We start from the raw sequence: 25,520 nt of genomic DNA on the forward strand, positions 1-25,520 counted from the left end.
CGCGCCCGTCAGCCCGCGTCCTGGATGGGCACCGAAAAGCGCAGGCCGTCATAGGCCGGCACGACGCCCTCCGGAGCTTCCGCGCACAGCGTCCGGTAGTCGAGATCCACATGCATGTTGGTCAGGATCGCCCGGCGCGGCGCCATCCGCGCAACCCACGCCAACGCGTCGTCCAGCGAGAAATGGCTCGGGTGTTGCGTGCGCCGCAAGGCATCGACGATCCAGGTGTCGAGACCCTCGAACGCCGCGATGGAGGCTTTCGGAATCTCTTTGACGTCAGGAAGATATGCGACGTTGTTGAACCGAAATCCGAGCGCGGTGATGTCGCCGTGCTCGACCTCGACCGGCAGGAACGGGATCGGCCCGCCCGCCCCGTCGATGACGCCGGGCGTGCCGGCGTGGATGCGCTTGTCGCGCAGGATCGGCGGATAGCTGGAGCCCTCCGGCGTCGCGAATCCGTAGTAGAAGAGATCATGCGCGCGGAGCGAGGTGGCCACGTCCATATGGACGTCGATCAGCTTGCGATGGGTGATGGCGAGCGGGCGCAGATCGTCGATGCCATGCAGGTGATCGGCATGGGCATGGGTCATCAGCACACCGTCGAGGTCGGTGACATTGGCGTCGAGCAGCTGCTGGCGCAGGTCCGGTCCGGCGTCGACGAGCACCGTGGTGGTGCCTTTCGGCCCGTGGCGCTCGACCAGCAGCGCGCAGCGCTTGCGCCGGTTCTTCGGCTCGTTCGGGTCGCAGTCGCCCCAGATCCCGCCGACGCGCGGAACGCCGGCGGAGGAGCCGCAGCCCAGAATGGTGAACTCGAGCGTGTCGCCGTGGGTCATGCGTCGGTCGGTCTCGGCACCTTGGAAAACAGGCGGAAGAAGTTTTCGGTCGTCTGCGCGGCCATGGCCGCCTCGTCCACGCCCCTCGCCTCGGCCAGCACCTTGTTGGTATGCGCCACATAGGCCGGCTCGTTGCGCTTGCCGCGCCAGGGCTGCGGGGCAAGATAGGGCGCGTCCGTCTCCACAAGCAGACGCTCGGCGGGCAGATCGGCGGCGATGGCGCGCAACTCGTCGGAGCGCTTGAACGTCAGGATGCCGGAGAACGACACATAGAGCCCGAGTTCGATGCCGGTCATCGCCAGATCGCGCCCCGACGAGAAACAGTGCAGCAGCGCGGGAAACGCGCCCTTCTGCGTTTCTTCCGTGAGGATCCGCGCCATGTCGTCGTCGGCATCGCGCGAATGGATCACCAGCGGCAGGCCGGTCTCGCGCGCGGCAGCGATATGGCGGCGCAGCCCCTCCGCCTGCGCCTCGCGCGGCGACTTGTCGTAGAAATAGTCGAGCCCCGCCTCGCCGATGGCGACGACCTTCTCATGCGCCGACAGGCGCACCAGATCGGCGGTCGTCACGGCGCGTTCCGCCTCTTCGCCGGCGTTGTGCGGATGCGTGCCCACCGAGCAATAGACGCAATCATACCGCTCGGCGAGCGCGCGGATGCCGTCGAAGCGAGCCACACGGGTGGAGATCGTCACCATGAGCCCGACGCCGGCGTCCTTCGCCCGCGCGATAATTGCGTCGCGTTCGGCGTCGAAATCCGGAAAATCGAGATGGCAGTGGCTGTCGACCAGCATTAGCGCCCCTCGCCTTCCTTGTCCGCCTCCACATAGCGCGGAAACACGCCGGCGGGCTTGGGCAACTCCGTGCCGGGCGCGAGCCGGCCGGCCTCGCCGAGCCGGTCGAAGCCGCGCGCGTCCTCCGCCACGACCAGCAGGTCGAGCAGCTTGCCCGCGCTCTCCGGCATGACCGCCTGCGCCAGGATCGCCACCTGACGGATCACCTCGGCGGTGACATAGAGCACGGTTTCCATGCGCTTCGGGTCGGTCTTCTTCAGCGCCCAGGGCTCCTGGGAGGCGAAATAGCGGTTCGCCTCGCCGACGCAGGCCCACACGGTGGCGAGCATCTGGTGGATCGCCTGCGTCTCCATGGCGGCGCGCGCCGTTTCCAGCATCGCATCGGCCTGATCGAGGATCGCGCGATCGGCGTCGGTGAAGTCGCCCGGCTCGGGAAGCCGGCCCTTGCAGTTCTTGCCGATCATCGACAGCGAGCGCTGCGCCAGATTGCCGAGGTCGTTGGCGAGATCGGCGTTGATGCGCGCGACGATGGCGTCGTGGCTGTAGTTGCCGTCCTGGCCGAAGGGCACCTCGCGCAGGAAGAAATAGCGCACGGCGTCGAGCCCGTAGTGCTCCACCAGGGCGAAGGGGTCGATGACGTTGCCGACCGACTTCGACATCTTCTCGCCCTTGTTGAACAGGAATCCGTGGGCGTAGACGCGCTTCGGCAGTTCGACGCCGGCCGACATCAGGAAGGCCGGCCAATAGACGGCGTGAAAGCGGACGATGTCCTTGCCGATCACATGCAGGTTCGCCGGCCAGTATCTCCAGCGCGGGTTCGCCGCGTCAGGAAAGCCGGCGGCCGTGATGTAGTTGGTGAGCGCGTCGACCCAGACGTACATCACGTGGCGCTCGTCGTCGGGCACGCGCACGCCCCAGTCGAAGGTCGTGCGCGAGATGGACAGGTCCTTCAGCCCGCGCTTGACGAAGCTGACGACCTCATTGCGCCGCTCGTCCGGCCCGATGAACTCGGGATTGGCCTCGTAGTGGGCGAGCAGACGGTCCTGATAGGCGGACAGGCGGAAGAAATAGCTCTCCTCCTCCACCCACTCCACCGGCGAGCCCTGCGGCCCGTAGCGCACGCCGTCGTCGCGCAGCTCGGTCTCGCTTTCCTGATAGTAGGCCTCGTCGCGCACCGAGTACCAGCCGGAGTAGCTGTCCTTGTAGATGTCGCCATTGGCGGCCATGCGGCGCCAGATTTCCTGGCAGGCCGCGTGGTGGCGCGGTTCGATGGTGCGGATGAAATCGTCGTTCGAACAGCCGAGCGTCGCCGCCATCTCGCGAAACCGCGTGGCGTTGCGTTCGGCAAGCTCCTGGACCGGAATGCCTTCCGCGCGCGCGGTCTGCAGCATCTTCTGTCCGTGCTCGTCCGTGCCGGTCAGGAAGAACACGTCGCGCCCGTCGAGCCGCTGAAAGCGGGCCAGCGCGTCGGTCGCGATCGCCTCATAGGCGTGGCCGATATGCGGCGCGCCGTTGGGATAGGAAATCGCGGTCGTGATGAAGAAAGGCGAGCGGTCGGTCATGAACGGCGTTCGGTCCGGCGTTGGTGACGGGGGTCCGGCGCGCGATCCGATGGATCGGCTGGTCACGCCGGAGCGCGGTGCATGCGGGTGCCTGTCTGCGGAGGGCTGTCAGGCGGGTCAGGAACGCGCCGCCGCGGCGAGATCGCGAAAGGCGTTCAACACGACCTGTTTGCGATCGAGATTGAAGGCGTCGGCCTCCCGCGCGGCACGGCTGGTCTTTTCCCACACCTCGGTGACGGAGACAAGGCGATGCAGCGGCGTTGTCGCCGCATCGGCGAGCCGGGCGTGCAGATGATCGCCGATGAGATCGAGAAACAGCGTCCAGCCCTCGTCGGCGCCGGGCCGCCCCACCGTCTCGGCAAAGGCATGCACGGCGGCCGGATCGAGCTCGGGCAGGCGCGCGACCAGCGACTGGAAGAGGTCGGCGAGATCGAGCGCCTCGCCGCGCGCCAGCGTGATGGCGGTGCGCAGGCTCCCGTCCGCCAGATCCGCGATGCGTTCGGCGCGCGCGGGATCGCCGTCGGAGACGCCAAGGTCAAGGAGACCGGCGCGCACCTCCTCCCGCGTCAGCGGGTCGGTCCGCAGCATCCGGCAGCGGGAGCGGATCGTCGGCAGAAGCCGCCCCGGCGCATGCGACAGCACCAGAAACAGCGAGCGGCGCGGCGGTTCCTCCAGCACCTTCAAAAGCGCGTTGGCGGCATTGACGTTCATGTCGTCGGCCGCATCGACGATGCAGATCCGCCAGGACCCTTGCGCGCCCGTGGACCCGAAGAACGGCACCGCCCTGCGGATCTCGTCCACCGTCAGATCCTGCTTGAACTTGTCCTTCGCCTTGCGCTTGGCATCATAGGGACGGCGCAGGTGCAGCAGGCCCGGGTGCGCGCCGGACGCCACCTGCCCGAAGGTCGGGGTGTCTCGGGCGACCGACAGATCGACCGCCGACTGGACGGCGTCCACGGTCGGATCGGGATGCGCGAGAACGAAACGGGCGAAGCGAAACGCCAGCGTCGACTTGCCGATGCCCTTGGGCCCGGCGAGAATCCAGGCGTGATGCATCCGCCCGGAGCGATAGGCGTCGAGCAGCGCGCGTTCGGCCGCGCCGTGACCGATCAGCGCCGCGCGCTCGCGCGGCAACGGCACGCCCTCCAGCGCATCGGCTTCCATCTCGTGCGGGTCAACACGCTCCACGGCCATGATCACCCGACATCCCAGCGGTCGCGCGCCGGATCGGGCGTCGCCGGGCCGGCCTGGTCGAAATCGCGGGCGAAGCGCCGGCGCACGGCGCGCCAGATTTCCGCCTCGACCGCATCCGCATCCTGTCGCCCGTCCACGACGACGAAGCGGCCGGGCTCGGCCTCGGCGAGCGCCAGAAACAGCTTGCGGCGCCGGGCGTGAACCTCGCCCGTGTCGGTCTCGAAGCGGTCCGGATGCGCATGATCGGGCGTGGCGCTGCGGGCCTGAACGCGTGCCAGCCCGACCTCCGGGGGAACGTCGATCAGAACCGTCAGATCCGGACGGTAGCCGGCGACCGCCAGCGCCTCAAGCCGGTCGAGAAAGGCCGGGTCGACCCCCGCCTCGCCCTGATAGACCCGGGTGGAATCGGCGAAGCGGTCGCACAGCACCCAGTCGCCACGCTCCAGCACCGGACGGATGGTCGCATCCACATGATCGGCGCGCGCGGCGGCGAACATCACCGCCTCCATCTCCGCGCCGAGCGGCTTGACCTTGCCGGACAGCAGGAGCTCGCGGATCGCTTCCGCCTTGGGCGATCCGCCCGGCTCGCGGGTCACCGCCGCGTGCAGGCCGACCGCCTCCAGCCGGGCGCGCAGCCGGGCGATCTGGGTGGACTTCCCGGCCCCCTCGCCGCCTTCGAAGGTGATGAAACGACCGCGCGCGGGCGCGCCGTCGGTTGCGTCGCGCCGGGCCGCGAGAGGATCGTCAGCTTTCATCGAGCCACCACCCGAACAGGGTTTCGCGCAAGGCATCCGCCGCACGGCCGGTCAGCGTGCCGGGCGCCACGTCGCCGGCCGTGCGCAACGGCACCCGATAGACCACGTCGCGCTCGCGCAGCACCCGCAATTCGCCCACGCGCACGCCCGACGCGACCGGCGCCTTGAGCGGGCCGTCATAGACCACCCGCAGGCGATAGTCGCGTTTCGAGCCGCGCGGCAGGAGAACCTCCACCGGTCCGTCCGCGACGAGCGGGACCGTGGCCTGCACACCGCCGAACACCCGCGCCTCGGCGAGCGGCTCGCCCGCGTCGAACAGGATCACATCCTCGAAGTCCTTCTCCAGACTGTCGAAGAGATCGCGCAAAGCTTCAAGCCGTGCATCGGCGGACGGGTGCCCGGCCACCACCCCGATGAGGCGGCGCCCGTCCCGCAGAACCGACCCGACACCATGAAACCCGCTCGTCTCGCTGCGCCCGGCGGTGAAGCCGTCGAGCCCGGCGATCTCGCCGATCAGCGGGTTCTTGTTGCGCTGAAAGATCCCGTTCCACGTAAAATCCGGCAGCGAGAACAAGGCATACCGCCCGGCATGCGCGGACAGCACGTGGCTTGCGAGCCGTCCCATGTCGGCGGCGGAGGTGCGCGCGCCCTCCGCCTCGTAGCCCGTGGGATTGACGAAAGTGCTGTGTGTCATGCCGAGCCGCTGCGCCAGCGCGTTCATACGCGCGGCGAAAGCCGCCTCGCTGCCCGCAAGACCTTCCGCCAGCACGATCGCCGCGTCGTTGGCGTTGTGCACCAGAAGCCCCTTGAGAAGGTCGAGAACCGGGACCTCGCTGCCCAGCCGCGCGAACATCGTCGTGCCGCCCGCGGGCGCTCCGCCGGTGCGCCAGGCGTGTTCGCTGACGGTGAAGGCGGTGTCGTCGTCGATCTCCCCCGCCGCCAGCGCCTCGAACACCACCGTCGCCGTCATCAGCTTGGCGAGCGAGGCGGGCTGAAACGTCACCCGCGGGCTGTCGCTGGCAAGCAGCGTGCCCGTGCTGACGTCGAAGAGCAGCGAGGGGCGCGGCGGCTCGGACGGCGGCTCCTGCGCGCGCAGCCCGCCCGATGCCAGGGCAAGGCACAGCGCCGCGCAGGCAACAAGACGGCTGAGGGGCCTCATGGCGCGACCGGGTCCTTCCACCAGAATGTCTCGGCTTGGCTCTGTGTTCCGCCGGGCATGATCACCGGGGTCTTTCTTGCTGTCTTGCTCTGGACTTGCTGTCTTGCTCAGACCCTGCCGTCCCGGCCTGACACGAAATCGGCGCCGCCCGCGAGTGCGTGACGGCGCCGAAGAATAACCGTTTCAAACGCCTGCGCATACCGGCTTGTGCGGGCCGCCGCGCAAGCGGGATCACTGCCGGTTGCGGACCAGTTCGGCGAGCGAGTTGCCGCCCGAAACACCTGCAAAAGCCGCATGCGCCTGCGCCACGCGGCGCGAGGCCGCATAGGACGACAGGGCCGGATCGCGGTCGAAGGTCGTCGCCCCGTCGAACGGCGGCAGGTCCCCGGTCGCCGGCGCGCCGTACCCGAGCGCACCGGACGTGCCGGGCGCCTGGTCGCGCGCGTCCAGGCTTGCCACGCGAACGCCGCTTTCCTCGAATACCGCGCCCGGATCGACACCGGCGCTGGCCACGCGCGCGAAGTCGCCGCGCGCCGCGACCGTGGTTCCACCATAGGGGCGCGCGGTCGGCACCGGCACCGGGCCGATCACGCCACCGGGGATCGTGGCCTTGGCAAGCTGGGTGTGCGGCATGGTGGCGCCCGGATTGACCGCACCCGGTCCACTGTAGGACGCCATCAGGAAGGGTTCGTCCTTGCCGTCCATGCGCGCTCGGCCGAGATACTCGACCTTCACCTTCGCCACGCCCTTGTGCTTGAAATCGAGCATGGTCGCGACGCGCTCGGACAGGTCGATGGTCCGGTTGCCGTGGAAGGGACCGCGGTCGTTGACGCGCACGATCATGGAACGCCCGTTCTCGAGGTTCTTCACGCGCGCATAGGAAGGAAGCGGCATCGTCGTATGCGCCGCCGTCAGGGCGTTGCGATCGAAGATCTCGCCGTTGGCGGTCATGCGGCCGTGGAACGTCGGCCCGTACCAGGACGCGAGACCGACCGATTCGTAATCGGGATCATGCTTGGGGCGATACCACTTGCCGGCGACCTTGTAGGGCTTGCCGACCATGTAGCGCCCGCCGCCCTTGGGCACGGGCTTACTCCCCGTCACGACGCGCGGGCTTGCCGAGACGCCGTATTTCTCTTCGCTGAACTTGGCTTTCTTCTGCGGCTTCGGAGACGAGCCGCAGGCGGCAACCGCGAGACACAGCCCCGACACCGCGAGGGTCAACAGGGTGCGTCGACGTCGCGAGGACGCGAAAGGGGGAGTGCCCGCCGTGTCGGAATCGGGGGATTGCGTCGCGGACCCGGGAATGGCCGCGGAAGTCGAGCCGATCGTCATTTTGCCGCCCTACTCAATACCTTGAACCGGCAAACGCCCGACGCCGCGTGACTATCGCGCAAACCCCGGACCGGGATCGCGCCGCATCACACATCGCCAGAACGCCTCAACGCGCCGGAGGGACACGTGGTTGTTGTCGTAATGCGGCCCCCCAATTTGGCGCATCGCAACAAACGTACCGCGAACCCCTTACCGCAAGGTGAAAGCGCGGTCGAGCTTCGGGCAGGAATTTCGCGTCGTTTTTTCGCAGGTGTCGTCAATATGCCGCAGTTTATCCACGGCCGGCCCATCCGGGCGCGTGGATGCGTCGCGGGGCTGCGGCATTCCCAAGTGCGCAAGAGGCGGGCGGAAAACGGCAATCGACGCGGGCAGGCGGCTCCCCTGCCCGCGTCTTGATCCAGAACGAAATCGCCGGAGATCAGTCGCCGATGCGCGCCCGGCCGTTCAGGCCGTCGTCACGGGTCCAGTAGAGCGTGTCTCCCGATCCGCGCGACAGGGTGAAGCAGAAGCGCTTGCCGTCGTACCAGCTCTGCCACTGCTGGCAGAGGCGGTTGCCGCGCACCCACCAGCGCCCCTCGTCGTTGGGCTGCATGAACCGGCCGAGACCGACCGCCTCGCCGGACCCGTCGACGCGTCCGTTGCGCTGGTAGAAGAGCGGGAATTCGCCGCCGAGTGGCGTCTTGAGGTAGATACGCTTGCCCGCCACCGTCTGGCGGATCTCGTCGCTCGAAAGCTGGGTACGCGCCTCTGCCGAAGGAAGCGCAAGCAGGATCGCGGCAAACGTGGCCGTGGCGAGAAGTCCTGTTCTCATGACGTGTCTCCGTTTGTCCGTCCCGGCTCATCGAGCGCCCGTGGCGATGCCCGAAAGCATCCCGCGACGCGCCGATGGCAGCGGTCTCTCCGGGCATCGAGGCCCGATAATATGCGACATTACGTATCGGCAGCGCGGGCGGATCAGGGCCGGAGCTGACGCTTTTGTGATCGCCGTCACATCGGCGCGACGCCATCGCGTCTATCACTGCCGATGTGGCGCCTGCCCCGGCGCCGGTCGCCCCGAAGCGGCCCGAACCGCCGATCCGGTCCCTGCCTCGACCTTCCGGATCGGCGGTTTTCCCTTTGCCCGCCCTGCTCCTGCCCCTAAATGCCTGCCCGGTTTCTTCGCCGGTTTCCTGGCCAAACGAAACGCGTAGACTGAGGGACCGAAGCCACCGCGTCGCAGGAGATCGTCATGTCCTCCCCCCGCTCCTCCCCCCGCTCTCTTGAGCCGAAGATCCCGACCCAGGGCGTTCATCACATCACGCTGGTCGGCGCCGACCGTCAGACGTCGATCGACTTCTGGGAGGGGCTTCTCGGCATGCCCTTCGTCTTCGAGCAGCCCAATCTCGACAATCCGGCGGAATCGCATCTCTATTTCGATCCGGGCGACGGGCGGCTGATCACCATCTTCACCGACGAAAGCCGGACGCCCGACCCGACCCGCACCCCGACCGACATCGGCTGCGTGCACCATGTCGCCTTCGACGTCAGCGCGGCGACCTTCGCCCAGGTGGCGGAGCGTCTCGCGGCGCGTGGCATCCGCCATTCGGGCCCGAAGGATCGCGGGTTCATGGATTCGATCTACTTCGAGGACCCGCTCGGCCTGCTGATCGAACTCGCCTGCTACCGCTTCACCCCGCCGGAGGGCTATCGCGTCGCGGATGTGATGCTGACCGCCCATCGCATCCGCGTCGCAGACGGCGCCGAGGCCATCGGCGCGCTGCATGTGGCGAAGGCGATCGAGCAGCTGACCGCCTCGCGCGACAGCCTGTCCCGCGACAGCCTGTCCAAAGACGCGTCCTGACACGGGGGCCGCGCGGGATCTTGTCGACCGATGCGCGCGGCGCGCTTGACAAGCCGGCGCGCGGACGCGAAACCGGACGCACGCTCCGGGCGCGATCCGGCCTCGGGCGTGATCGGAAGAGTGGCCGAGTGGTTGAAGGCACCGGTCTTGAAAACCGGCAGGCGGGCAACCGTCTCGTGGGTTCGAATCCCACCTCTTCCGCCATTTTCCGACATCGCGCTGTCGCTCTTCGCTCCAGTCGGGGCCTCGCAGCGATTCGGGCGGCTTTTCGCCGTGCGACCCCGTCGGGTTCGAACGTTGTCCCGGTCCGGCTGCGACCCGATTCTTCCGTGGTTTTCAAGGGTTATGCGGGAGGGGCTGAGCACTGGTCCTGCGTGCCGGGTGCCCCCGAAGAGGTCTCTCGCGGCCGATCTTCTCCAAACCCGATGATCGCGCGGAACTGGTGGATGACTTGCAAGTTCTTGTATATATTAAACATATTCACACGGCAATCGTTGACTCCGATGCCGGTTCCGTTCGGGTGCTACGCGACCTGCCGCCAAACCCGATTTTGCGCCTCGGTCCGCGCCGCCCGTTGACCTCGACGGCGCGTTGTGCCCATTCCCACCGCAAATCAGGGAGCGCTCAGGAAGGCCGTGGCCGCCCGTGAGGACCGGCATCACGTCGGCCGGCTGATCGACGGAGCGCGGGTCGAGCCAACGATCTGGACAGCCCCGGATTTGTGGACGCCCTCTTCCCTGAGTTCGAGGCAAGGAGGCGATGATGGGATCCGCCGATTTCAGGGACGGGTTCCAGCGCGATGCTGCCGCGCGGATCACCGGGCGGGGCCATCCGGTTGCAGGCCGACCGTCGGGGCCGCCATCAACCAAGGATCTGCGTAAGCCCGTCGTAGAGGCCGAGCACCGCCATGACGACAAGACACGCGCCCAGCCCGGGGATGATGGCGCGTGCCGGGCGGCTGCGCTCGAAGATCCGCAGCGATATCTGCCCGAGATAGCCGTAAGCCAGGAAGCAGATCAAGGCGATGAAGGCAATCGGCACAAACACCGCGCCGATCGCGCCGATGTTCGTTCCAACGCTCGAATTGACGAATTGCGGAAACAGGGCGGCGAAGAAAAGGATCGCCTTGGGATTGAAGAACGCAACCCAGAAGCCGACCTGAAACTTGGCCACCAGCATGGACGGGGTCCGCTCGACTTGTTTAGTCTCGATGTGGAAGCGACTTCCATCGCGCAGGAAGACGAACCCGATGTAACCGATGTAAACGGCGCCGACGGTTTGCACGACCTGCAAGATCTGCGGATCCAGTGAAACGATGGATTGAAAGATCAAGAAGGCGATCAAACCCTGCCCGAGGGAGGCGGCCACATTGCCGAGCGCGGCCGGCAGACTGCCGCTCACCCCCCCTTTCGTTCCTTCCGCAAAGGCCAGCGCCATGCTCGGTCCGGGAATGATCGATACCGCGAATATCGCGACGCAATACAGTACAAATTGCTCGATCGTCATCGTCGTTCGTCCGTCATTCTGTCCAAAGGGCGTCCAATTCCAAAGTGCGCCCAAAGGGTTCCAAAGTGCGCCCAATCGCGGCGCCTGGCCCCTTTTTTGCCACACTGGCCCCGGCGTTCGCTGGCATGCCTGCCCGCGCTCGCCCCGGTCAGGTGACGGGCGGCGCCGGTCATTAGGCAACCCTAAGTTATCATAATGCCACTCATGGGTGCACGTGCAAAAATCGGCACGTCACTCACACCACTCACGACAATCACCCCCCGGCGTCGCCATTGACCGCGGGCCCGTTCGCCGACGCGACCGCCGCCATGTCGACACCGGACAGGAGATCTTCGCCGGTCAAGAGCGTGTGCCCCACGCTGGCACCCGGCCAGGCCGCGACAAGATCCTCACGCAACCGCGCGGCCAGGAGCGACAGATCGTCGGCCGCCCCCTCATGCACGGCTTCGGCGACAATCATCGCCCGCGTCGTGGTGGCGGAGACGGCGGACCGTCCGCTTTGCTTGTGCGACCACTTGCGGGCATGGGCGACGCCGGCACCATCCTTGAAGGTCACCTCCCCGGCCGGCATCGCGCTCTCCACGCCGTCGAAGCCGTGGTACGGTTCGCCGCCTTGTGCCTCGCCAACGCTCAGATCCCCGGAGATCCGTGCAAGATCGAGGGCGGCCACGGGAATGGCGAAGCGTGCCGACACCGAATTGCAAAGCGTCACCAGGGGGTGCAGCATCGGAAAGCCCCCGCGCGTGCGCAGTCGCCGCAAGATGGATTCAGCGGCCATGCGGTACTTCGTCGGATTGGTGCCGGTCGCCGTGTAGGCCGCGCGCCATGCCCGGATCGGCGCAAGCTGGCTTTCATTGCCCGCGGCCTCCAATTGCGCCCGGGCGACATCGAGATTGCCGTCGACCAACGACGTGACATCGGCGTCGGTCGTGACACCCTCGACCTTGAAGACGGCGACGGCGAGGAAGGGGAACGTCGAGACGAGGCGGTGCGAATAATTGAAACGGCTCATGGTCGGTTCACACACCCTTCTTGCGCAGTTGAAGGTCGGTCAACTCGGCAATGATGGTGGTGTATATCTTTTGGATGACCTCCTCATGCCCCCCTGCGTTCGCCGCCCGCACCCCCACTTTGTCGAGCACCATGCGCACGCGATCGGCTCCCTTGATTTCCTCCGTCGTCGTTTTGTAGTCGCTCGCGCGCAGCGCCAGGCCGGTCCGCTCGACGAGCAAGGGCACGATCATGTCGTCAAGCGCATCGATCCTCTGTCGGATCTCGGCAAGTTCGGCCGGTATCGTCATGTCGGTCACTCCGTTGTTGAGGGTGTCGTCGCGGGCGCGTCGCGTGTCGCCGCAATGGCGTCGGCATTCGCGCTCAGGCGTTCGTTGGTCGTTTCAGGTGTCAGGAAAGCTTTGCGTTGCGCTGTCGGAACGCTGCCGAGCAATCGGACCATGCCAAGCATCCGCTCGACCAGGCTTTGAACCGAGTTCAGCCCCTCTTCGTCCTCCAGGGCCTTGCCCGGCGTGCCGCCCATCAGGATCGTGGGATAGCCGCTACCGGCCAAGATCATCCGGTTGAGCAGGATATTGTTCATGATTTGGTTGAACACACCGACATGTCCGTAACGACGTCCGGTGATCACGCATCCTGCGACCTTGTTGGCGAGAGGACGCTTGAAGCGCAGGTATCCGACACCCGCGCGTTCGATGAAGACTTGCATGGGATGCGCAAGCCCGTAACCATGGACCGGAGCGATATAGATAATCGCGTCGGCCGCGATCAATCGCTCGATGATCATCGGCATGTCGTCTTCGCGCGCGCAGACGACCGTTCTTGTGTTGCATTCGCCGCAGGTTCCGCATGGCGCGATGTCATATTCGCGAAGCCGCAGGATCGACGCATGTGCGCCCCGGTCGCGCAGCAATTTCGCGATATGGTCCGCGACCTGTTCGGAGTTGCCGAACGCGCGCGCCGAACCGGTGATGATCTCGAAGGTCGGTTCCGCTCTTTCCGTCCGCATGCAACCCCCTCGCCTCATCGGTTAGACCAGATCGGAGACACGGCGAAACCTCGCGCGCTCCGACACGGGCACTGTGAGATCCATGAGATATTTGTCGGTGGTGGGCGCATCGGTGTTCGGCAGATATCCTGGCGCCTGGGAGGGATCGAGGGGAAACCCGCGCTGTCCGCTCAGCACCGTCAGGTCCCGGCTCGGCTGGAAACGCGTCGCCATGGCCCAGAAGAGATCGCTTTCCGAGGCGACGTCGATATCGGCGTCGACGAGCAGGACCCCCTTGAGAAGCGCATGACATTCCATGGCCGTTTCCAGAACACGCCTGGGAAAGGCGGCGTCCTCGACCTGTTTGTCGATACGAAGCGCCAACAGCAATTGTCCCCCGGCCGCGGGAAGGTAATGGGCGTCAATCACACGCGCGGTGTCAGACAACCGACGCGCCAACTGCACGAGCATGCCGGCTTCCGTGGGGATCCCGAGGAGTTCCGATTGTTCCTTTCCCGGTCCCAGAAACGTTTGATAGACGGCCGCCGCGCGGGTCGTGACCTTCGTCACCGACACCAGCGGCAGTTCCGCCTTTCCCATGCCCATGTATCCAAGAAACTCGGGCATTCCGAAGGGCGCGCCGGGATCGTCGTATTCGTCGTGCGTCGCCGCCGTGATCGCGCCTTCAACAACGATCTCCGCGTCGGCCAGGCACCATGCATCCTGGGTGTCGCACGCACACACCCTGATCGACGCCCCCGCGACGGCACCGGCGAGTTCCAGCTCGCTCTCGTCGGTGCCGAGAAACGGTTTCGTGATCGAACTCGTCAGGTAGATCGCCGGCGCGACGCCGATGTTGATCGAAATGGGAAGGTCTTCGCCCCTGGCCCGCGCCTTGCGGAACAGCACGTCGAGATCTCGCCCCGGCAGCATCCAGATGGTCAGGCGCTCTCCATCGATAACACGCATGCGATGAATGGAGGCATTGACCACACCCGACTCCGGATCGCGCGCGATCACCAGGCCGGACGTGAGATAGGGTCCCGCATCGCGATCGGTGACGGTCAGCACCGGCAGATCGTCGAGCTTGCCGGGAAGCGTGCAGGTTTGCGACGGCCCGGGATGGGCGAGGGTTTCGACCGGCATGCGGTTTTCGAGTTCGTCGGCAATGCGCCGGGCGATCCCGCCCGGCTCCGCTCCCAGCAAACGGTCGCATCGCCCGCGCGCGCCATAGACCCCCATCAACACGGGCATCCTGGCACCCGTCGGATTGGTGTAGAGCACCATCGGCTCGACACCGGAGCGGGGATGGGCCGGCGACGTGCCGAAGTTCTCCAGATAGTGCCGGGCGATCTCGAGGTTCGGATCGAGCGGATCTTCCACGACAATCGGCGTATCGCCATGCCGCTTCAACATTTCCAGCGCCGAACGCAGGTCCGGCGCCGTTCGGGCGAACGCATCCATCATAGCGAAAGCCGCGTGAGTGCGAAGTCGATGTCCTTGTCGCCACGCCCGGACAGATTGACCAGGATGCTTTGATCCGGGGTCATTTCGGGCGCCCGCCGCAGGGCATAGGCGACCGCATGCGCGCTTTCCAGCGCCGGGATGATTCCTTCCTTGCGCGACAGGGCCAGGAAGGCGTCGAGACACTCCTGATCCGAGGCGACTTCATAGCGCACCCGGCCGATGTCCTTGAGATGACAATGCTGGGGCCCGACACCGGGGTAATCGAGACCCGAGGCGATGGAATGAACCGGAGAGGGATTGCCGGCTTCGTCCTGCAGGTAATAGCAACGGAACCCATGGATGCTGCCGGGTTTGCCCAAGGCCAGCGTTGCGGCATGACGGTTCCCGTCGAGCCCCTCGCCACCTGGTTCGACACCGACGATTTCGACGCTCTCGTCATCGAGGAACCCGTTGAACAGGCCGATCGCATTGGACCCGCCCCCGACACAGGCGGCGATTTCCGTCGGCAACCCGCCGGTCGTCTCGAGAAACTGCGCACGGGCCTCACGTCCGACCACGGACTGGCATACCGCGACCATGTCCGGATAGGGCGCGGGTCCGACGACGGAGCCGATGGCGAAGAAGATGTTTTCCGGATCCTCCATGAAGGCCCCGAACGCACTGTCGACGGCTTCCTTCAGCGTGCCCGCTCCCGCACTCACGGGGACGAGCGTGCAGCCCAGGATCTTCATGCGCGAGACGTTGGGGCGCTCCTTCTCCATGTCCACGACACCCATGTGGATCTCGCATTCCATGTCCATCAGCGCGCAGGCGGTGGCGAGGGCGACCCCGTGTTGACCCGCGCCCGTTTCGGCCAGGACCTTCTTCTTGCCCATGCGTTTTGCGAGCAGCACTTCGCAGATGCAGTGGTTGATCTTATGCGCGCCGGTGTGGTTGAGGTCCTCCCGCTTCAGATAGATCTGCGCACTGCCCTCGGGCGTGAGATGGCGCGCATGATAGATCGGGCTCGGGCGTCCGATGTAGGTCCGGCGAAGGCGGTCGATCTCCGCGAGATACTCCGGGTCCTCCATCGCCTCTTTGAAGGCGATTTCGATGTCCTTCATGATGATCTGCAACTGGTTGTTCTCGATGGGACCACCATAGTCACCGAAGTAGCCATAATCGTTCGGGCGAATGAGCGGGGACAGCGCGTTCATGGGGTTTCCAATTTTGCTGGATTGTCTGATGAGCGTGAGGTGATGGCCGGCGCGCGATCAGTCGATCACGTCGTCGACGACGAACACGAGGGTTTCGCTGTCCATGCTGCCGCGCGAGCGATGCCGCACCCCGTCAGGAATTGAAAACGCCATGTTCGGATGACAATCGAAGGTCTGATCGTCGAAAATTATGGTGAAGTTGCCCTTCAGGACGTAGCCCTGGTGGCCGGCGAGGCACCAATTCTCCTCCTCGAAACCCGGTGGCAGTTCGAGCAGACGAATGCGCTTGCCATTCGACTTGAAGATCTTGACGCGCCCTTCGGCGCCTGGCTTCGACCAGGTCGTCCACTCAACGTCCTGGAGCGGATAGGCGACGGGATCGTAGCGTGTTTCGGTCATGAGCTTCTGTCTTCCTTGGCTCTGGTGGTGATCGCGTCGAAAGGTCAGTTCACCGCGACCCTTTCGACGGTCGTGGTCAGGTAACTGCGCACGAAGCTGTCGAAGAGGTTGAGCCCCTGGTCGGTCGCGATGCTTTCGGGATGGAACTGGATGCCCTCGATCGGCAAGCTGCGATGGCGCAGCCCCATGATGTAGCCGTCGTCCGCGGACGTCGCCGTCACCGCCAGGTCGGCCGGAAGGCTTTGCGCATCGACGATCAACGAATGGTAGCGGCACACCGTCATGGGTTGGCGGCCCGTGTGGGCGAACACGCCCCGTCCGTCGTTGGCAACGCGGCACGTCTTGCCATGCATGATGTGTCTTGCCCGCACGACCTTGGCGCCGAAGGCGAGACCAATGGCCTGATGGCCCAGACACACGCCAAGGATCGGCACGGATCCGCCGGTCATGCGAATGATGTCGGGATATCCCGCCTCCTCCGGGCGCCCCGGCCCGGGGCCCAGCAAGATAAAATCGTGATCTCCGCCATGAATGCGCTCGACGAGGCGCGGATCGTCGCACCGCAGCGTCATGGTTTCGAGGCCGAGCGTCTTCAGATACTGCTCGATGATATAGACGAAGCTATCGTAGGCATCGACGAGAAGCACATTCATGCGGCCAACTCCTGATCGGTAAGCGCCTTGTACATGGCGCTCATCTTGATGATCGTTTCACGCCACTCGTTCTCGGGCTTGGAATCGGCGACGATCCCGGCACTGGCGCGCAGGCTGTAGACACCGTCCTTGTGGGTGGCCATGCGAATGCAAAGGGCGAGATTGGCATAATTGCCGGGCCCCATGAGGCCCACCGCGCCGGCGTAGGCACCACGGCGTGACGTCTCCAGCTCCTCGATGATCTCCATCGCGCGGATCTTCGGCGCGCCGGTCATCGTGCCGGCTGGAAACGTCGCCTTGATCAGGTCGACGACATCGCGATCGGCGGCCATTTCGCCCGTCACCGTCGAAACCAGATGAAAAAGATGAGAAAACTCCTCGACCGCCATCATGGAACTGACGTCGAGCGTGTTGGCGGCGGCGACGCGGGCGATGTCGTTGCGACACAGATCGACCAGCATCGTGTGTTCGGCACGTTCCTTCGGGGAAGAGGTCAATTCCTCAACCCGGGCGCCATGCCCGGCCGGATCCCCCTTGCCGACCGTGCCGGCGATCGGCCGCATGGAAATGTGTCGGTCGTCCAGGCGGATGTAGTTCTCCGGACTCGCGCCAATCAGCTCATGACCGGCCATTTCGCAAAGGAACATATACGGAGACGGATTGAGATCACGCAGACGCCGATACAGCGTCAGCGGCGCCAGCGCGGAGCGAACCTGAATCTCGTGTCCGATCTGGACCTGATAGATGTCTCCCTTGCGAATGTGCTCCAGGGCGATCTCAGCGCGCCGCATGTACTCGTCGCGCGATATCGAGAAGCGAACGTCGGCCTCTTCGGGAAGCACACCACGATCCGAAAGCGCGAACCGAGGAAGGATTTCGCGCGCCACGTCGATAGCCGGATCGGGAAACACCGATGCGAAGGCCTGTGTCACCCGCGCATGTCCGGATCTCGATACGGTCAGGAAGGATTGGGAAAGACGCAAGAAGATCAACGGAAAATCGGGACCCTCGATCTTGGGAGGCAGGGTCTCTATGAATTGCGCCGCGTCATAGGAGAAACACGCGAGAAACCCGAAGTTGAATGCGTTTTCCTCTCCCCCGGTGACGACGAACGTGGAGTTGATGGCCTTGATCCAGGTCCAGACATCGTCTTGAGGGGTCAGGGCGCCGACGCCGTCGACAAGCCGCTGATGGCCGCAAATGTCGTTGACCCGCGCCTCCAGGACCGCGCGCAGATCGGCGGGCGCATCGATTTCAATGCGGTCGCGATAAACGGCGATCGTGGCAAGCGATCCCACCCCGAGAATGGAGTCACGGCAATCGACGGTCGGGCCCGCGCAGGATTCGAGTAGAAAAACCTCGCTGGAAGATAGCTTTTGCGTCGCCAGGATATACGCCGAGAAGATATCCGGGCTCGCGGCGTCTATTGCCGTCGACCTGATAAATACGTCAATCATCAGACCGCTCCCATTGCATTCTCCCGGTGAAAATCACCAGGAGCCCCCGGCGTCGATCCGACTATGCCGCAGATGGGATGTTCGTTATGTTTTAAATCGTTATGTTTTTTGTTTTCCTGTTTCTGAATTTTGGGCAATATATAATTACGTCTACATGGATAAAATAAAATCGAATATAAAGTTCTATTATAAAGAATTGCCGCGATACGGTTCTTGTAAGCTAGGAATAGGGGAATATTTTATTATTGAAATATATCGGAGCGTGTATTTCCTGATTTGGGCTCCGATCTTTAAATTTTCTCGAAATATTTCCAATGAGAAGAAATGTTTACAGCTTCCACGCAGGCGATGCGCGGCGCTCAGATTGCGTGTCGGCAAATACTTCAGGCCTATCGCTCTGTGATTTTACGCGATGAATTTGCAAGGAAATTCACACTTCCGGCAAATCGGATCCCGTAAAATCGCCGACAGATGGTATCGGAGGTTTGGACATGAAAATGATTTCAGTGGCGAGCGCGCTGTGGTTCGCGTTGATGGCCGGTTTCTTCTTCGCGTTTTCATCCACCGTCATGCCGGGCCTATCCCTGGCGCCGGCCGAACTGGGCATGATTGCAATGCAGGAAATCAACGTCGCGGTTCACAACCTGTTGTTCACCGCCGGGTTTTGGGTTGCCTTCGCTCTTGCGATCGCGGGCGCCGTGCTATCGGTCGTCCGCCGTCAACGCGGATGGCCGTTGATGTTGCTCGGATGCCTCGTTTATCTGGGCGGCGTCTTCGCGGTCACGGCGACCGGAAATGTCCCGCTCAATCGCGAACTCGCCCCGATGTCGGCAAGCATCTCCGACAATTTGGCTTACTGGAGCCAGTTTCAAACGGACTGGACGCTTCTCAACCACGTTCGCATGATCGCTGCGTTTCTCGCGGCGACGATCGTGTTGTCGTCTTTCCTGCGTCTCGACGAGCCCGCGTGAGGCGGATGATCCTCCGATAGCGGGAGGGACTTGCGGACGGGAGTCTCATTCATGCGCCATGTGACGATCGCCCTGACGGGTGCTTCCGGTGCCATATATGGAATCCGGGCCCTTGAACTGCTTCGGGGGCTCGGCGACGTGGAAACGCATGTCATCGTCTCCCCGGCGGGACTGCGCACGGCGCAAATGGAGACGGGGTTCTCAGCGGACGATATCCGCGCGCTCGCCGACCATGCTCATGGCCATCGCGACATCGGCGCGAGTCTCGCCTCCGGTTCCGCCGAGTCCAGCGGCATGTTGATCGCGCCATGTTCCGTCAAGACGATGAGCGGGATCGCGAATTGCTATGACGACAATCTGATCACCCGTGCCGCCGACGTCTGCCTCAAGGAACGCCGTCGACTGGTGCTGCTCCTGCGCGAAACGCCGCTTCACGCCGGGCATATCGCGCTCATGGACCAGGTTACCCGAAGCGGCGCCATCGTGATGCCGCCGGTTCCCGCATTCTACACCCAGCCCCGAACGATCGATGATCTGGTGACGCAAACCGTGGGGCGTGCGCTGGACCTGCTCGACTTTCGCCTCCCGCAAGTGAAGCGTTGGCGTCAGGAGTCCGAGGCGGATGCGGCGACGGCCTCGACGACCGACGCGAAGTGGTCCAACACGCGTTCGGCATCTTGAGGAACGGGCGTTCGACCCGTCGTGGTCACGAAGACCTGCCGGATCGCACCCCGCAGACTTAAACCGGCGCCACAACCGGCGTCGCCCTCGGAGCGCGCCCGCCGACCATGCGCGCGATCGAGTTCGTCCAACATAATCAACTCGCCATCGATCTCGCACGCCTTGACCCGTCCCCTTAGCGCATCCGAGGTCGGGCCAAATGCAAGGTCGGGACGGCTCTTCATCCGCCGCCGCACCGCGCGCAACGGCTTGATGACATCGCTGTCCCAGGCCATGAGACCGCACCAGAGCTCATCGATATCGGCGCGCGTGACCGCGTTGCCATCCCGGTTCACCCACGCGACGAACAATAGTAGGGTGATATTGAGATTGTATTCGTCCTGCAGCGCAATCAAGCGCGGCTCGACACCCTCGCTCGAGTATAATCTCCTCGTGAATTTTTCGAGGGCCATATTTCTACAAATGTAATTCACGATACGACACACTGCTCATTAATATATTTAATGCATATATTTATGGGAACCTCGTCTTCCTCATCTCAAGACACATTGTTTCATATATTATTCTTTCATTTATTATTTTGCCCTGCACAATTTCGCCTTGCGAACACAACATTAGATTGATATTTTGAGGAATGCAATTATCTGCTTCTAATGCACAATCTCGACCATGACGGAAGGTACGGGAAGGCGAAATGGTTCAAGTGCTCTTGGTTGACGACGATGTCGAGTTGGCGAACATCATGCGCGAGGTTCTCGCGACCTACAGCATCGAACTGCACGCGGTCCATACGCCCGATGAAGGGCTGAACGAACTCGACAGAAATCACTATGATGCCGTCCTTCTGGACATCATGCTCCCGCGCGTGAACGGGTTGCAATTGTGCCAGGAAATCCGGACGAGCGGGAAGCCCTATAAAGACATCTCGATCATCATGGTGACCGCCCGCACGGAGCTCACGGACATGGTGGTCGGTCTTGAGACCGGCGCCGACGACTACATCAAGAAACCGTTCGAGCCTCGAGAACTCGTTGCGCGGATCAATTCGGTGCTGCGGCGGGCGGACCGATCGGAACCAAGACCGCAAAACGGGCAGTCCGCCGCCCCCGCGAACGGGTCTGGCGGCGACAGTCGGATCGAACTCCACCTCGACAACAATGTCCTGACGATCGACCCGCAGCGGGCCCAAATGCTCGTCAACGGCAACAAGTTGTCGATCACGTCGATGGAGTTCGAGTTGATCGCCGCCCTCGTCGAACAGCCTTGCGAAATCCTGAGCCGGGACCACCTGCTGGAACGGGTTCACGGGTCCTGCGTGATCTATACCCGGAGTATCGACGCGCTCATCTATAGACTGCGCAACAAGATCCGGGACGCGGGATCCGATGTGGATTTCATCCGGACCGTGCGTGGCCGCGGCTATTCGCTCGTCGGTCGGATCGCCGATATGGCGAACTGACCGCCACGCAACACCCCCTCGCAACAAGGGCCCGACCGATCCCCGCCCACGTGTTGTGGGCCATGGGATTGAAATCGTCCGTTTGGGAAGGCACGCGCCGCGCAGTCGGGGTCGAAGTCGAAGTCGAGGGCGAACGCAGGGACCCGCGCTCGGGATTCCACGCCGTGCGACATTCGGCGAGCGCGACGTTCGTTGAACGACCGCGCCCGGGCGGAGATCGCCCCTTGGCGCCTCCACTCGGCACGTTGACCCCGACGGAGAAGTCCGCTGCCGAATAGCCCTGCTTGCGGGGACTGGCTGCCGGGGAACGTCATTTCCATCGAGGACACGGCAAGTAGGAACGGGGCCCCCGATGACTTCTGCATCGGGTGCCCCGAGATCCCGCTCCCATTGCCGCGCAACCAATGCGCCGCGCACGGCATGCCGTCGGTTGGAGCAATTTCAGCACAAGCCGGAGACTTTTGCGCGCGCGAAACTGCGTAAAGACAATGACCTGGAGCATTTTGAGTGAATCGGCATTCACGAGAAATGCGCTAGAGCAATTTCAGCAAAAGTTGGAGACTTTTGCGCCCGCGAAATTGCGTAAAGACAATGACCTGGAGCATTTTGAGTGAATCTGCATTCACGAGAAATGCTCTAGGTCGTTGCCTGCGACGGGCGATAGGCGGTCTCCCCGACGGGTTTGTCCGCACGCTGGTTCGCGCGGTGATACAGCGCGAGAATCGCCGGTCCGATCGTCATCTCCGCCAAGAGCGCGATCGCGGCCCCCATCACCATCAGCGCGCCGAAGGTTTGAATGTTCGACATCGTCGACAGGCCAAAAACCGCGAAGCTCAGCATCACCACGAGGGTCGTTGCAAACAAGGCGCCACCGATTTCGTGAACCCCCTCGCGCACCGCATCGACGATGTTTCGCCGATCGTCCATGCGCTGACGAAGCGCGTGAAAGAAGTGCAACGTGTCATCGACGATCAACCCGGTGATGATGCCGCCGATCAACACCGTGAACGTGTCGAGCGGCAATCTCAGAAAGCCCATGATCCCCAAAAGCATCACGAAGGGAACGACATTGGGCACGATGCTCAACAACCCAAGCTTGGCGGATCTCAACGCGATCGCCATGAAGGCGGTGACGACGATCAATGCGATGAGATAACTGCGCGACATGCTGTCGAGCACAGCCTTCGAGGTTTGGGCAAGCAGCACGATCAACCCCGTGGCTTCGACGCGCGCCTGGTCGCCGAGGGCGGCTTGGAACTCTGTCTGGATCGTCTCCACGACATCGGCATAGAGTTTGGCCTCCAGCCATGGCGTTTGGAACGAGACCCGCCCGGTGCTGTAGTCCATGCTCACATAGCGCTTCATATCGTCGATCCCCTGCCCTTCCAGAAGCAGGATCTGATCCCAGATCGCCTCTTGTTCCGGAAGCCGCAGTGCGGCCGGATCGCCGTCGTTGATCGCCTGGTTGGTCTCCTCGATGAAGGAAATGATGCTCGTGTGGCGTCCGATCGGCACGTCGACGTCATCGTAGACGGCGTATGACGTGGCATCGATCGCCTTGAGAATTCCTGCGTCGCGGAAGTCGCGTTGGCCGGTTGGCGATATGACCATTTCCAGGTTGACCGTGCCGTTGAAGCGGGCATCGATCGCCTCGGTCGATACGCGCGCCGGATTGCTTTCCGGTAGCCACAGCAAGGAGTTGTGCGAGTAATCGAGCCGCGTCATGCCGGCGGCCGCGATCACGAGAACGGCGGCCGCGCACGCCAGCACGCGATAGGGACGCGCCGCGCTGGCCGCCGCGAGGCCGGCCATGATGCGTGCGATACGTCCCGGTTCCGCCTGCTGGCGCTCGAGGAACCGCGTTGGCAGGGTCCGGAAGATGATCGTGACCCAAAAAAGCGACAAGAGGTAGGAAGCCCCCACCGACACGAGGCCGAAGAGACCCAGGTCCGTGATCGGCGCAAGCGGCGATGCAATCAGGCCCGTCAGGCCCCCCGCCGTGGTCAGCGCCGTGAACAGGATCGGCGTGTTGCTCCTCGACACCGCGAGGCGGATGGCACCGGGGCCCGTGCTTTCGCGCGCACGCGCCTTCAACAAGGCGGCCGTGAAATGCACGTAGGTGCAAAGCCCGACGACCAGCGTCATCGGGATAAGCAGTTGAACCGGTGGCGTCACCGCCACACCGACGGCCGAGACCGTTGCCAGCGTTGTCAGAATCCCCGTCAGAAAATTGACGAAGGCGCCCAATCCGATCAACACGCTGCGGTGAAGCACGAGCATGGTGATCACGGTGATGATCAGGCAGGCCAGCGTGAACCGCGGCATGTCCTGCTCCATCATCCGTACGATTTCCGTGCTGACCACCGGCGCGCCGGCAATGCTGATGTCGAAACCCTCGCCTTGATACTCGGCCGCGATGTCCCGGGCCGCGGCCGTCATTTCGGTGTATTGCGGCGCGCCGAGCAAGGTGCGTTCGGACAGGGGCGTGAAGACGATGGGACACCTCACGCCGTTCGCCGGATCGGGAGTGCAGTCGGACGCATCCGGTGCATAGCGGTACGGCTCCACGACGATGGACACCGCCTGCCCGTCCGCCGATATGATGAAATTGCGATACAGCGGCGTTTCGACGATCCGATCACGCAATTCGCGCGGGTCGCGCCCCCGCACCAGCATGTTTCGAACCAGTTCCTCCAGATAGACCCCACCGTCTTCGTACTCGATGAACGGGATGTTGTAGGGGCTGAAGATTTCCGCCACATGCGGCACACCGTGGGCGATGTCCGTATGGAACTCCGAGAATTTCGTCAGGAAGTCGGTGTCGAAGACGTCGGGGCCCGTGACCGAGATGATCAGCCGATTGTCCTGCCCGAACTCCCGGCGCATGTCATAGTAGGTTTCCAGCGCGGGGGCTTCGGCGTGCATGAAAGCTTCGACGCGCCCGTCCTTTTCGATGTTCGGCAAATTCGCGACGATGTAGCCGGCCAACGCCAGCAGAACCAGCGGCAACATCTTCAGCCGGTGGTTGTAGATAAGGCAAAGGACCCAGGAAACGGCAGCTTCGATGGCGGCGAAGACGCGCATGGCTCAACCCCTTTCGGCTGGCACGCCGGGGGATGGCGGAAGACTCCGCCGCCCCGGCGCGGGAAAGATCAGTTGGTGATGGCGTCACTGCGATAGTGACGGAAGGCGCTCGCGCTGGAGCCCAGGTCTTCCAGTTCGAAGAACTCGCCCGGCAGGCCGACGTTGAAGACCTCGCCTTCGGTGGTGAAGTCCGAAAACGAGATGACCCGACCTTCCTTGATGGTGGACACGCGATAGCGCTCCGGCGCGAACACGCCATTCACCCACCGCATACCGAGCGTTTCGAGGACGCGCTGCTCGTTCGGCGCATCGGCGTTGAAGCTGGAGTACATCGGCATGAATGTCTCGGTGTCCGCCCAAAGCTCACCGTCGCGCAGACCAAGGCGAATGACTTCGGCTTCGGTACGGGGGGTCACATAGACCTTGTACACCGGGAACCCGTTGTAAACGCCGGTTCCGAGCATTTCGCAATCGTAGTCGCGCGCCTGGCGAATGAGCATTTCGCCAATCGCCAGATCCGAACCATAAAGCCGTTGGCTGAGATCTTCCGACTTCACATCGACGACTTTCTCGGCCGAGGGAAGGTAGACCCAGACCTTGTCGGCCATGCCCGGAACGAAGTTGTCATGGACGTAGGATTCGACATCACGCAACTCATCGGGATCGAACACGATCGACCGCAGCCGCCGATTGATGCCGTAGTTCTTGTGCGCCGCCGCGATCCGACGTGTTTTCACCGCGCCGGTTTCGTCGGTGATCTTCATGTGAACGATACGCCAGCTGTCATACCCGTTGTAGCGATTCTGCACGCCCTCGAGCACCTCACGGCAATCGGTCAACACCGGTGACGTCGGAACCGCAGGTTCCATCAGCGGCGTCTTTCCTTCAGCCAGACCTTGCTCGGCCAACACAGGCGCGGCCATGAACAGGCAAAGCATACCGCTCGCCATGGAAAGCATTTTCGTGGGACTCTTCATATGATTTCTCCCGATGACAGCAAATGCACGCATTATGCGCGGTTGATCACGGGGAGCAGACTGGCGCAAAGCCGAGTAAAAGAAAAAACAAGTAATATACAATTACCTTTCTGAAAAACTCACAATCTCATGTTGTGTTCCATCGGATTTGCAATGTCGCAATTCAATGAGGCGCTGAAATATCCGCTTCGGAGGGATATCG

Annotated in this window: 24 protein-coding genes and 1 tRNA gene; 5 read left to right on the forward strand and 20 right to left on the reverse strand. The window is 63.6% G+C overall.

Annotated features, from left to right (window positions below; genetic code table 11):
• Nucleotides 1-8: 8 nt before the first annotated feature.
• The 8 genes from ABL312_RS06810 to ABL312_RS06845 form a co-directional block, all read right to left on the reverse strand.
• Nucleotides 9-833, reverse strand: coding sequence for an MBL fold metallo-hydrolase (locus ABL312_RS06810; protein WP_349360628.1), 825 nt, complete (start codon nt 831-833; stop codon nt 9-11).
• Nucleotides 830-1,624 (reverse strand): TatD family hydrolase, encoded by a 795-nt coding sequence (locus tag ABL312_RS06815; protein WP_349360629.1) that lies wholly within the window; start codon nt 1,622-1,624, stop codon nt 830-832. Before ABL312_RS06815 ends, ABL312_RS06810 begins: the two co-directional genes overlap by 4 nt.
• Entirely contained in the window at nt 1,624-3,186 is a 1,563-nt protein-coding gene (gene metG / locus ABL312_RS06820; RefSeq protein WP_349360631.1) for a methionine--tRNA ligase, read from the reverse strand. The genes ABL312_RS06815 and metG overlap by 1 nt, the downstream gene beginning before the upstream one ends.
• A gap of 117 nt (nt 3,187-3,303) precedes the next feature.
• Nucleotides 3,304-4,380 (reverse strand): DNA polymerase III subunit delta', encoded by a 1,077-nt coding sequence (locus ABL312_RS06825; RefSeq protein ID WP_349360632.1) that lies wholly within the window; start codon nt 4,378-4,380, stop codon nt 3,304-3,306.
• 2 nt (nt 4,381-4,382) lie between these two features.
• Nucleotides 4,383-5,135, reverse strand: a complete 753-nt coding sequence (gene tmk / locus ABL312_RS06830; RefSeq protein ID WP_349360633.1) for a dTMP kinase — start codon at nt 5,133-5,135, stop codon at nt 4,383-4,385.
• Entirely contained in the window at nt 5,125-6,294 is a 1,170-nt protein-coding gene (locus ABL312_RS06835; RefSeq protein ID WP_349360634.1) for a D-alanyl-D-alanine carboxypeptidase family protein, read from the reverse strand. The genes tmk and ABL312_RS06835 overlap by 11 nt, the downstream gene beginning before the upstream one ends.
• Before the next feature lie 231 nt (nt 6,295-6,525).
• Complete coding sequence (locus ABL312_RS06840) at nt 6,526-7,518, reverse strand: septal ring lytic transglycosylase RlpA family protein (protein WP_349360635.1); 993 nt, start codon at nt 7,516-7,518, stop codon at nt 6,526-6,528.
• 529 nt (nt 7,519-8,047) lie between these two features.
• Nucleotides 8,048-8,440: a hypothetical protein gene (locus ABL312_RS06845; protein WP_349360636.1), complete on the reverse strand. Its 393-nt coding sequence runs from the start codon at nt 8,438-8,440 to the stop codon at nt 8,048-8,050.
• A 417-nt stretch (nt 8,441-8,857) separates the two neighbouring features.
• Here ABL312_RS06845 and ABL312_RS06850 point away from each other — a divergent pair, with 417 nt between their 5' ends.
• Together ABL312_RS06850 and ABL312_RS06855 are read left to right on the forward strand one after the other, a co-directional pair.
• Nucleotides 8,858-9,469 (forward strand): VOC family protein, encoded by a 612-nt coding sequence (locus ABL312_RS06850; RefSeq protein ID WP_349360637.1) that lies wholly within the window; start codon nt 8,858-8,860, stop codon nt 9,467-9,469.
• 114 nt (nt 9,470-9,583) lie between these two features.
• Nucleotides 9,584-9,673: transfer RNA gene (locus ABL312_RS06855), tRNA-Ser, on the forward strand.
• A 657-nt stretch (nt 9,674-10,330) separates the two neighbouring features.
• Here the strand turns inward: ABL312_RS06855 and ABL312_RS06860 are convergent.
• The 9 genes from ABL312_RS06860 to ABL312_RS06900 form a co-directional block, all read right to left on the reverse strand.
• A complete protein-coding gene (locus ABL312_RS06860) occupies nt 10,331-10,975 on the reverse strand; it encodes a LysE family translocator (RefSeq protein ID WP_349360639.1) in 645 nt (214 codons plus the stop codon).
• Nucleotides 10,976-11,228: 253 nt separating this feature from the next.
• On the reverse strand, nt 11,229-11,987 hold the full coding sequence (locus ABL312_RS06865) for a phenylalanine--tRNA ligase beta subunit-related protein (protein WP_349360640.1): 759 nt from the start codon (nt 11,985-11,987) through the stop codon (nt 11,229-11,231).
• A 7-nt stretch (nt 11,988-11,994) separates the two neighbouring features.
• Entirely contained in the window at nt 11,995-12,276 is a 282-nt protein-coding gene (locus tag ABL312_RS06870; protein ID WP_349360642.1) for a chorismate mutase, read from the reverse strand.
• 5 nt (nt 12,277-12,281) lie between these two features.
• Nucleotides 12,282-12,995, reverse strand: coding sequence for a flavodoxin family protein (locus ABL312_RS06875; protein WP_349360643.1), 714 nt, complete (start codon nt 12,993-12,995; stop codon nt 12,282-12,284).
• A gap of 21 nt (nt 12,996-13,016) precedes the next feature.
• Entirely contained in the window at nt 13,017-14,441 is a 1,425-nt protein-coding gene (locus ABL312_RS06880) for a UbiD family decarboxylase (protein WP_349360644.1), read from the reverse strand.
• Nucleotides 14,438-15,637, reverse strand: a complete 1,200-nt coding sequence (gene trpB / locus ABL312_RS06885; protein WP_349360645.1) for a tryptophan synthase subunit beta — start codon at nt 15,635-15,637, stop codon at nt 14,438-14,440. The genes ABL312_RS06880 and trpB overlap by 4 nt, the downstream gene beginning before the upstream one ends.
• Before the next feature lie 57 nt (nt 15,638-15,694).
• A complete protein-coding gene (locus tag ABL312_RS06890; protein WP_349360646.1) occupies nt 15,695-16,036 on the reverse strand; it encodes a hypothetical protein in 342 nt (113 codons plus the stop codon).
• A 44-nt stretch (nt 16,037-16,080) separates the two neighbouring features.
• A complete protein-coding gene (locus ABL312_RS06895; protein WP_349360647.1) occupies nt 16,081-16,689 on the reverse strand; it encodes an aminodeoxychorismate/anthranilate synthase component II in 609 nt (202 codons plus the stop codon).
• Nucleotides 16,686-18,146 (reverse strand): anthranilate synthase component I family protein, encoded by a 1,461-nt coding sequence (locus tag ABL312_RS06900; protein ID WP_349360648.1) that lies wholly within the window; start codon nt 18,144-18,146, stop codon nt 16,686-16,688. Before ABL312_RS06900 ends, ABL312_RS06895 begins: the two co-directional genes overlap by 4 nt.
• A 491-nt stretch (nt 18,147-18,637) precedes the next feature.
• Here ABL312_RS06900 and ABL312_RS06905 point away from each other — a divergent pair, with 491 nt between their 5' ends.
• Nucleotides 18,638-19,117: an anthrone oxygenase family protein gene (locus ABL312_RS06905; protein WP_349360649.1), complete on the forward strand. Its 480-nt coding sequence runs from the start codon at nt 18,638-18,640 to the stop codon at nt 19,115-19,117.
• Between the two features lie 51 nt (nt 19,118-19,168).
• Nucleotides 19,169-19,798, forward strand: coding sequence for a UbiX family flavin prenyltransferase (locus ABL312_RS06910; RefSeq protein WP_349360650.1), 630 nt, complete (start codon nt 19,169-19,171; stop codon nt 19,796-19,798).
• Here the strand turns inward: ABL312_RS06910 and ABL312_RS06915 are convergent.
• On the reverse strand, nt 19,723-20,193 hold the full coding sequence (locus ABL312_RS06915; protein ID WP_349360651.1) for a TIGR02444 family protein: 471 nt from the start codon (nt 20,191-20,193) through the stop codon (nt 19,723-19,725). The two genes, ABL312_RS06910 and ABL312_RS06915, sit on opposite strands and share 76 nt — an antisense overlap.
• Nucleotides 20,194-20,492: 299 nt before the next feature.
• Here ABL312_RS06915 and ABL312_RS06920 point away from each other — a divergent pair, with 299 nt between their 5' ends.
• Nucleotides 20,493-21,257, forward strand: a complete 765-nt coding sequence (locus tag ABL312_RS06920; protein WP_349360652.1) for a response regulator transcription factor — start codon at nt 20,493-20,495, stop codon at nt 21,255-21,257.
• A gap of 636 nt (nt 21,258-21,893) precedes the next feature.
• On the opposite strand, the gene ABL312_RS06925 is transcribed toward ABL312_RS06920, so the two are convergent.
• Nucleotides 21,894-24,341, reverse strand: coding sequence for an MMPL family transporter (locus tag ABL312_RS06925; RefSeq protein WP_349360653.1), 2,448 nt, complete (start codon nt 24,339-24,341; stop codon nt 21,894-21,896).
• 68 nt (nt 24,342-24,409) lie between these two features.
• Nucleotides 24,410-25,318 carry an outer membrane lipoprotein-sorting protein gene (locus ABL312_RS06930; protein WP_349360654.1) on the reverse strand — a complete coding sequence of 303 codons (909 nt, stop codon included), beginning with the start codon at nt 25,316-25,318 and terminating at the stop codon, nt 24,410-24,412.
• Between the last annotated feature and the right edge of the window lie 202 nt (nt 25,319-25,520).

The sequence above is a fragment of the Stappia sp. genome (genome assembly GCF_040110915.1).
Classification (GTDB): domain Bacteria; phylum Pseudomonadota; class Alphaproteobacteria; order Rhizobiales; family Stappiaceae; genus Stappia.

What these genes read in the sequence shown, in the direction of transcription:
- ABL312_RS06810 (WP_349360628.1), bottom strand. Translation starts at nt 833, where the DNA reads ATGACCCACGGCGACACGCTCGAGTTCACCATTCTGGGCTGCGGCTCC.
- ABL312_RS06815 (WP_349360629.1), bottom strand. Translation starts at nt 1,624, where the DNA reads ATGCTGGTCGACAGCCACTGCCATCTCGATTTTCCGGATTTCGACGCC.
- metG (WP_349360631.1), bottom strand. Translation starts at nt 3,186, where the DNA reads ATGACCGACCGCTCGCCTTTCTTCATCACGACCGCGATTTCCTATCCC.
- ABL312_RS06825 (WP_349360632.1), bottom strand. Translation starts at nt 4,380, where the DNA reads ATGGCCGTGGAGCGTGTTGACCCGCACGAGATGGAAGCCGATGCGCTG.
- tmk (WP_349360633.1), bottom strand. Translation starts at nt 5,135, where the DNA reads ATGAAAGCTGACGATCCTCTCGCGGCCCGGCGCGACGCAACCGACGGC.
- ABL312_RS06835 (WP_349360634.1), bottom strand. Translation starts at nt 6,294, where the DNA reads ATGAGGCCCCTCAGCCGTCTTGTTGCCTGCGCGGCGCTGTGCCTTGCC.
- ABL312_RS06845 (WP_349360636.1), bottom strand. Translation starts at nt 8,440, where the DNA reads ATGAGAACAGGACTTCTCGCCACGGCCACGTTTGCCGCGATCCTGCTT.
- ABL312_RS06850 (WP_349360637.1), top strand. Translation starts at nt 8,858, where the DNA reads ATGTCCTCCCCCCGCTCCTCCCCCCGCTCTCTTGAGCCGAAGATCCCG.
- ABL312_RS06860 (WP_349360639.1), bottom strand. Translation starts at nt 10,975, where the DNA reads ATGACGATCGAGCAATTTGTACTGTATTGCGTCGCGATATTCGCGGTA.
- ABL312_RS06865 (WP_349360640.1), bottom strand. Translation starts at nt 11,987, where the DNA reads ATGAGCCGTTTCAATTATTCGCACCGCCTCGTCTCGACGTTCCCCTTC.
- ABL312_RS06870 (WP_349360642.1), bottom strand. Translation starts at nt 12,276, where the DNA reads ATGACGATACCGGCCGAACTTGCCGAGATCCGACAGAGGATCGATGCG.
- ABL312_RS06875 (WP_349360643.1), bottom strand. Translation starts at nt 12,995, where the DNA reads ATGCGGACGGAAAGAGCGGAACCGACCTTCGAGATCATCACCGGTTCG.
- ABL312_RS06880 (WP_349360644.1), bottom strand. Translation starts at nt 14,441, where the DNA reads ATGATGGATGCGTTCGCCCGAACGGCGCCGGACCTGCGTTCGGCGCTG.
- trpB (WP_349360645.1), bottom strand. Translation starts at nt 15,637, where the DNA reads ATGAACGCGCTGTCCCCGCTCATTCGCCCGAACGATTATGGCTACTTC.
- ABL312_RS06890 (WP_349360646.1), bottom strand. Translation starts at nt 16,036, where the DNA reads ATGACCGAAACACGCTACGATCCCGTCGCCTATCCGCTCCAGGACGTT.
- ABL312_RS06895 (WP_349360647.1), bottom strand. Translation starts at nt 16,689, where the DNA reads ATGAATGTGCTTCTCGTCGATGCCTACGATAGCTTCGTCTATATCATC.
- ABL312_RS06900 (WP_349360648.1), bottom strand. Translation starts at nt 18,146, where the DNA reads ATGATTGACGTATTTATCAGGTCGACGGCAATAGACGCCGCGAGCCCG.
- ABL312_RS06905 (WP_349360649.1), top strand. Translation starts at nt 18,638, where the DNA reads ATGAAAATGATTTCAGTGGCGAGCGCGCTGTGGTTCGCGTTGATGGCC.
- ABL312_RS06910 (WP_349360650.1), top strand. Translation starts at nt 19,169, where the DNA reads ATGCGCCATGTGACGATCGCCCTGACGGGTGCTTCCGGTGCCATATAT.
- ABL312_RS06920 (WP_349360652.1), top strand. Translation starts at nt 20,493, where the DNA reads ATGGTTCAAGTGCTCTTGGTTGACGACGATGTCGAGTTGGCGAACATC.
- ABL312_RS06925 (WP_349360653.1), bottom strand. Translation starts at nt 24,341, where the DNA reads ATGCGCGTCTTCGCCGCCATCGAAGCTGCCGTTTCCTGGGTCCTTTGC.
- ABL312_RS06930 (WP_349360654.1), bottom strand. Translation starts at nt 25,318, where the DNA reads ATGAAGAGTCCCACGAAAATGCTTTCCATGGCGAGCGGTATGCTTTGC.